The sequence below is a fragment of the Acaryochloris sp. IP29b_bin.148 genome, assembly GCF_028285565.1.
Classification (GTDB): Bacteria; Cyanobacteriota; Cyanobacteriia; order Thermosynechococcales; family Thermosynechococcaceae; genus Acaryochloris.
Genome location: NZ_JANQOY010000052.1, coordinates 1 through 7,413 on the forward strand (window position 1 = coordinate 1; position 7,413 = coordinate 7,413).

Annotated in this window: 2 protein-coding genes; both read right to left on the minus strand. The window is 47.7% G+C overall.

Annotated elements, in window-relative coordinates:
* The coding region (locus Q0986_RS05630; protein WP_299405591.1) for a protein kinase at positions 1-462 on the minus strand (462 nt) is incomplete at its 3' end.
* A gap of 221 nt (positions 463-683) precedes the next feature.
* Positions 684-7,382: an AAA family ATPase gene (locus Q0986_RS05635; protein WP_299405594.1), complete on the minus strand. Its 6,699-nt coding sequence runs from the start codon at positions 7,380-7,382 to the stop codon at positions 684-686.
* Positions 7,383-7,413 lie beyond the last annotated feature (31 nt).

Here is a 7,413-nt window from a genome sequence, read left to right on the forward strand (position 1 = left end):
CTTGACTTGAAGGGTCTGAGGATGAATCAGGATATTAGCTGGCTTGATGTCCTTGTGCAACACTCGCTGTTGGCTCAGGTAGTGGAGAATATCGGCCAACTGCAGGGCAATCACTAACCCATCAGTTAAGGAGACAGGAGACTGTAAGAAGGCAGAGAGCGGAACCCCCTGCATATCCTCCATCACTAAAGCATAGGAATGGTTACAGGGCTCTAGCCCCCACATCTGGATAATCCCTGGATGGTCAAGAGGGTGGCCAATCGTAAATTGATGGTGAAAAACGAGGTGATCTGAGGATCGTAAGGTTAACTGAGGCGCTGAGGTTTTGATAATAACGGAGGTTTGATCCTCACTGCGCAAGGCTCTATAAACTAGTGTATGCTGCCCCTCATGCAAGATTTCAAGGGGTTCGTACCCTGTGGGGGCAATGTTGCGAAAGCGGCACACTGCTGAAGGATCCATGTTCCCCGTCATGTCTATTCATGATGAGGATACCCAGATTAGCAGTGTATCCTCAAACCCGTTGTTCAAACTTGAACAGGAAAACTCAATCACCTTTCTCCTGAAAGGCGCAAACTGTTTGATTGATATTTCGAGCACCCATCCTCCACAATCTTAAACAGTCTCTGAATCCACAAAACAGAGGGCAGTCGTCAGAAGCAGAGCAAAGGTATATACGAGCGTTAAGAGACCTCTTGATTCACGATTTCTTGTAAAAAGGCTCGGATTTTATCGAGTTTAAACTCTTCTGACCAGTGTAATATCTTTTGACAAAAAACTTCATATTTAGGATGAAAAGACTGAATTTTCAACAATTCATCTAACATTTCAAAGATACTGCCTTTATTGGCCATATCTATCAGTCTTTCTAAGTCACTTTGGGGTGGGTAGACCATTTCTATCGGAGAGGACTGTGGACTATCTCCATTTATCGAGTTTTCTAATAGATATACAGACTGTTGTGCTTGGTAGTCCTGCAAGACTGCTGCCATCTCCTCAACCATAACCCCTTGGGTAAGGGACAAGATGTGCTCCACAAAGGGACCATAGGTAGCACTCGCTTGCCTCAAATAGCCTAATTGCGATCGCAGCTCTTGGATTAAACCCCGCTGGGCGAGCCGCTGCAAAGAGACCAAGGTTGGGGGAGGGGGCAACTGCATCTCGACAAACGTAGGGGGTAGTTGCCCAGACTGGCTTGGATCGGCATACATCCAGGTCAACTGGAGCTGCTCTGCGACAGTCTGTAGTAAAGCAATAGTATCAATCGGTTTCGCTAACACAACCTCGCGCTCTCCACCCAAGGCTTTTTGCTGCTCAATATAACTCACAGAGGCCGAAGCAAGGATGACTTTAGTTGCCTTGAGTAAGTCTTCACTGCGCGCCCGCCGTAATAATTCCAACCCATCCATCACAGGCATCGATAAATCTGTAATCATCAGATCAGGCGGCAAGGCTCCGAGTTGGTCCAGTGCCTCTTGACCGTTATGCGCCGAAGTGACGGTAAATCCCAGCGGTTCTAAGAGATTGATCAGCATCGTCAAATTGTCTAGCCGATCATCCACCACAAGAATATGCTGCCGTTGGCCTTGATAGCCAATTATGTGCCCACGAGGGTCAAGGATATTTTGGGCTGGGGTATTAACCGCGACAAGGGACAGATCAACACAAAACGCGAATTCACTCCCTTGCCCTAGCTGACTCTTGACCTGAATCGTACTGCCCATCAGTTTGACAATACGCTGACTAATCGCCAGTCCTAGGCCCGTGCCTTCTAAATATTTGTGAGAGTTTCTGACCTGTTCAAACGCACCAAAGAGTTGAGAGAGATCGGCTGGCGCGATCCCCACTCCTGTGTCACTCACCTTAAACTGTAGTGACGCTTGGTCTGCCGTCTGCTTGAGAACGTTGACACTAAACGTCACCGTGCCGTAATCCGTAAATTTAATGGCATTGCCTAATAAATTGATCAAGACTTGCCGAAGACATTTTTCATCCACCAAAACACCGGCTGGCACATGAGCACTCGGCACGTAGATAAACTCAATCTCTTTTTCCTGAGCTTTGATGGTGCACATTTCCACCACACTTTGGAGCAGGGTGAGTAAATGGGTCCCCGTCAAAGCCAGTTCAAGTTTGCCCGCTTCGATTTTAGCGAGATCAAGAATGTCATTGATCAGTGTGAGCAAATGTGCCCCGCATTGATGAATCACATCAATACCATGACGTTCTTTAGCCGTGAGTGTGGTGGAACGATTGAGAATTTGAGCATAGCCCAGGATGCCATTGAGTGGAGTGCGGAGTTCATGGCTCATATTGGCGAGGAAATCACTTTTGGCTTGGCTGGCTTTATCCGCCCGCTCCTTAGCCCTTTGCAGAGCCTGAGTGCGCTCTTCCACTTTTTGCTCTAGGGTGTGAGAGTATTCTGCTAGCTGAGCATTGACTTGTTCTAGATTGTCTTCTGCCTGTCGCCGCTGCGTGACATCTACCGCCATCGAAATGACGGTTCGGCGACCATCCGGTAAGACCCCCAAAGGGGCTGAGCTAAATTGCCAGAGGCATTGGTTGCCTGCCTTGGTGCGGATAGAAAACTCACCTTCTTCCCAACGGGAGGTGAGGGTATACTTTTTAGCCATCACTTCCTGAAGGACTCTGGCCGCATCGTCTCCATAGGCATGCTGTGCCCAAGCAGCTGTCGTGGCAATTTCTGCGTGAGTATAGCCGGTTAATTCCGTCCAGGTGGTGTTGATTTGGAGCACTGCGCCATCTTCAGCATGGATCATGATGGGAAAGGGAGCATTTTTAATCGCACGCCGAAATCGTTGTTCGCTAAAGCGAAGGTTCTCTTCTGCAACCTTGCGATCGCGAATATCTCGCATAATAGTTGAAAAGTTTTCAACGGTGCCATCCGCTGCTTTATGCGCGATTAGAACTTGCGACACGGGGATTTCATTGCCTTCAGAGTCCAAAACAGCGAGTTCGCCGGACCAACTCCCGTGCTGCGTTGCAGCAGGCAACGCTTCATTGAGCATAATCTGATTGACCCATTCTGGGTGATAAGCAGTAATCGGGATTCGTTCCTGAGGATTGAGGTCTGAGCGCAGCTCGTTCAGCTGCTGATTACACCAGATCCGTTCCCCCTGAGCACTAGCCAAACCAATCCAATCTGGCGTTATTTCAACAATAGTGGTAAGTCTCGCTTGTTCTTGTTCGAGTTGTTTGCGATCGCTAATCTCGCGAACGGTACAGTGGAAAATTATTTCTTCCTGATACCGAATAGGAGTGAGGGTGACTTCTGCCCAGAAGGTTTCGCCATTGGCGCGTTTGTGGACCCATTCGAATCGGAGATTACACCGTTGAAGGGCTTCCTGCATGAAGGATTGGGCCTTATCCACAGACCGTTGACCATCGGGCTGCCTTTCTGGTGAGATTTGGTGGGGTTGGAGGGATAATAATTCAGATTTATGGGCGTATTGCAGCAGAGTTACCGCTGCCTGATTGCAGTTAATAAAGCCTTGATCACCCAACAAGAACACCGCATCGGCAGCCTGATCAAATAAGGTTTGCAGACGTCGCTCTGAGGCCGCTAATTGCTCTGCTCTATTTTGTTCTAACTGATACAGACGAGCATTTTCTAGGGCGATGGCCGCTTGAGTACAGAGGAAGTTGAGAACAGTGATGCGATCGCACGTAAATACCCCCGATGCCAACTGATTCTCCAAGTACACCAGACCCGTCAAATGTCCTTGATGCAGAATCGGTAAACACAGAACACTCCGGGGTTGATGAATTGCAAGATAGCTATCAAAAATGGGCAAATCGGTTGCTAAATCATCGACCGCCAGCACTTCTTGAGTATTTTTGACGAACTGAATCAATTGCAGGGGGAGATCCGGGTGATCTGCCAGAAGACATGAAGACAGTTGTATCGTGTCAGGCGTCGCAGTAGCCCTGACATGCCAAGTTTTATCAGCTTCAGAGAGCAAAAGCACCAAACGATCGGCACCCGAATTTTGCAGCATCATCGGGGCGAGTTTTTCCAGCAATTGATCCAGGTGTAAGCTTTCTGAAATCGCTTGAGCCCCTTTGAGAATCGCCGCCAAATCAAACGCTACATTGAGATTAGTCGAGGTTGACTGACTCGAATTAGAAGCAAGAATCGATGAATTGGGTTCAGCCAGTCTGGCTAGGGTGTCCAAGGGGTTGACAGAAGGCGAGGTTGGCTGAAGAAGGGGCTGGATTAATTGGGGGTAGCGTCCTTCAAGATCATCTGTTTTAGCTTTAGCTCCCCAGCGGGCATAACAGTGATAAGCCTCTTGCAGATAAGTTGCGGCTATTTTCTCCTTACCCCACGCTAGATAGAACTTTGCTGCTAACTCATTGGCAAGCGCTTCTTCTTGGATATAACCATGCTCCTTCGCTCCCGCAATCGCTAGATCGTAATGCTCCAGCGCTTCTAACTTCTGATCACAAACACGATTCTTTTCAGCTTTAATCAACTCAACCTGGTGTTGAAAATTCATCGGAGCATGAAGCGCAAATCGCTCCAAAGTTTTTACAGCCTGCACAATTTGCGATAAATAGCTTTCCTGTTCGTCTGATGACACCTGATCAAACATGGCTAAACGTGCAAGTGCCTGATACAGAAATAAATAAGAAAGCTGAAAGTCTCCCGTCAACCCTTTGGAGCGGCGATGGGCCATCTCTGCAAATTCGATCCCTAAAGCAGGCTGATGAAATAGGTAACTTAAAACCAGCTTGTTAATAAACAGAGAAGCAATACAAAAGTCAAGATGGTGTTCTTGCCAATAGGGCAGCATTTTAGACTCTTGGAAAACATCACCCTCAAGTTCCCAAGGCTTCTCAACCGCTTCAATCAGATTTAAAACCGTTTGATGAAAGGCGTGGACACTAGATAACATCCCCTCCTGTCGATAGCTTTCTAAAATGTGGCTGTAAACGCCAATCTCTTGTTCAGCAGTGATTAAATCAACACCTGCAAAATATAGAAACTGACAATAATGGTGAATCCCATAGGCTGTATATTCGATATCTCCTGCCTCTAGGCCAACGGTGAAACCCTTTCTTAACTCAGGGATACAAGTCTTTAGTGAACTTTTCCAGGGGTAAACATAGGAATAAATGAGATTTCTGACCCTCATCTCAAATTGCTTTGCCGGGAACGCCTCCATAACAGCCAGGGCCACTTCACCGGCAAAATAACCCGACTCAAACTCTTGGAAGCCACATAACAACATGCCAAACAAGCCATAGATAGAAGCCGAGGCCGGAATATTGCCCTGTTGAAGCAACAGCTCGATTTGCTCACAAATGATCAACGGTAAGAGTTCGGGCTTCGATTTATAGGTATATCCCACCATCAGGGTTAATAAATCCTGAGTCCTTAACAACTGCAGGTCATCACATTGAGGGAGCAACACAAAATCATCGATCGTTTTGGCCATAAATTGAGTGAGGGTGTGACTCAATTTTGCTTGAACCGTCTCGTCATCAATGTCTGTCGGCAGATGTATCCCAAGTTGATCTAGGACGTGAAGCCCCAACTCTAGACCTGCTGCCATTTTCCCTTGGGCCTGGTCGCTGGCAATTTGGGCAAGGTAGAAGGGCATGGCATCCGTCATACCTTGAATCTGCTCTAATGCCTTGGCGCTGATCACCTCAATGGCTTCAAAATCTCCCCTTAAATACTGCACATCCACTAACTCAGAATGGAGTGCAAGGGTGAGATCGTATTGTGTCTGCCATCGCTGCTCGTTGAGGAGCTGAATCCCTACTTCAAAATACGAGGCAGCTTCTGTATAAGCAATCGCAGCTTTTGCTGTTTGTCCGGCCTCTAAATTGAGCTGAGCCAGTTGCTGACGTTGCGACTGCTCCTCAAGCAAATGCATCCCTTGATTGAGGCTATTCACAATTTTGAAAATACTGTGATCTGAGGCAAGCTCAGCACTGCCTGTCAGTAAGCGTTGGCCGATCTTTAAGTGATAGTCTCCTTGCTCCTGCGCTGGAATCAGAGCATAGGCCGCCTGTTGAACGCGATCATGCAAGAAGTGATAGCGAATGCTGATGTCCTTTTGAGGACCTATCTCACAATGGGTATGGTGTTTTTGAAAGAATTTATAGGTTTCACTGTGGGGCAAAATAAAGCCCTCTTGCAGAGCTTGCCATAATTCTGTGGCGATCTGTGCTTGCGGCTTTTCGGACACGATTGCTAAGGTGGCTAAATCAAAGGCGTTGCCCATACAGGCTGCACTCTTCAAAACCGCCTGAGTCGGTTCGGGTAGTTTCCGCAACCGCGCCACCATAAAGTCCACAACATCTGCGGTCAGGGTGGTTTGCTGTAATTGGGGTACATTACATTGCCAACAGCCAGTTTCATGGTTAAAGACAATCAGCTGGTCTCGATGCAGTTCTTGAAGAAATTGGGTGGTAAAGAAGGGATTCCCCTGGGTCTTTTGGTATACCCACTCAGCCAGTGGTGTTGCTATCTCTAGCTCACACATCAGGGTCTCTGACACCAGTTGACCAATGTCTTCTAAATCCAAGGGCTGTAAGCGGAGAATCTGCTGCTGTTCCAGCTCTCCTAGAGTCAACCGCAGTGGATGAGCAGGATATATCTCATTATCCCGATAGGCTCCCAGTAACAAGAGGTATCCTGAATGCGACTGATCCGTTAGTAGCTTTAATAAGTTCAAGGAGGCTGAATCCGCCCACTGCAAATCATCTAGGAAGATCACGAGGGGATGTTCTGGCGTAGCGAAGATTTGAATAAACTGGCCCAACAGCAGGTTGAATCGGTTCTGGGCTGCGGTTCCAGACAGTTCTGGTACGGGGGGCTGCTGACCAATAATGCGTTCTAATTCAGGTATGACTTCAATCAATACCTGGCCACTTTCACCGACTGCTGCTAAGATTTTGGCCTGCCAACTCGATAACTGAGCATCTGATTCTCCTAAGAGTTGGCTCATGAGGCTACGAAAGGCTTGCACAAAGGCCGAAAAGGGAATGTTTCGATTGAATTGGTCAAATTTTCCCTTGATGAAATAGCCGCTTTTCTGGGTAATGGGCTTGTGGATTTCGTTGACGACGGCTGTTTTGCCAATGCCTGAGGAGCCTGCGACGAGTAGTAGCTCTGAATGGCCTTGAGAGACGCGTTCAAAGGCTTCTAATAAGGTTTGGACTTCGGTTTCTCGGCCGTAGAGTTTTTCGGGGATAAGAAAGCGATCACAGCGATCCTCCTGGCCCAACTCAAAGGGTTCAATCTCACCCTGCTCGGTTAATTGAGTCAGACAGTGTGCTAAGTCATGCTTTAATCCCAATGCGCTTTGGTAGCGATCTTCGGCATTTTTGGCTAAGAGTTTAGCCACGATGTTGGCTACAGCGGTTGGTACTCCAAAC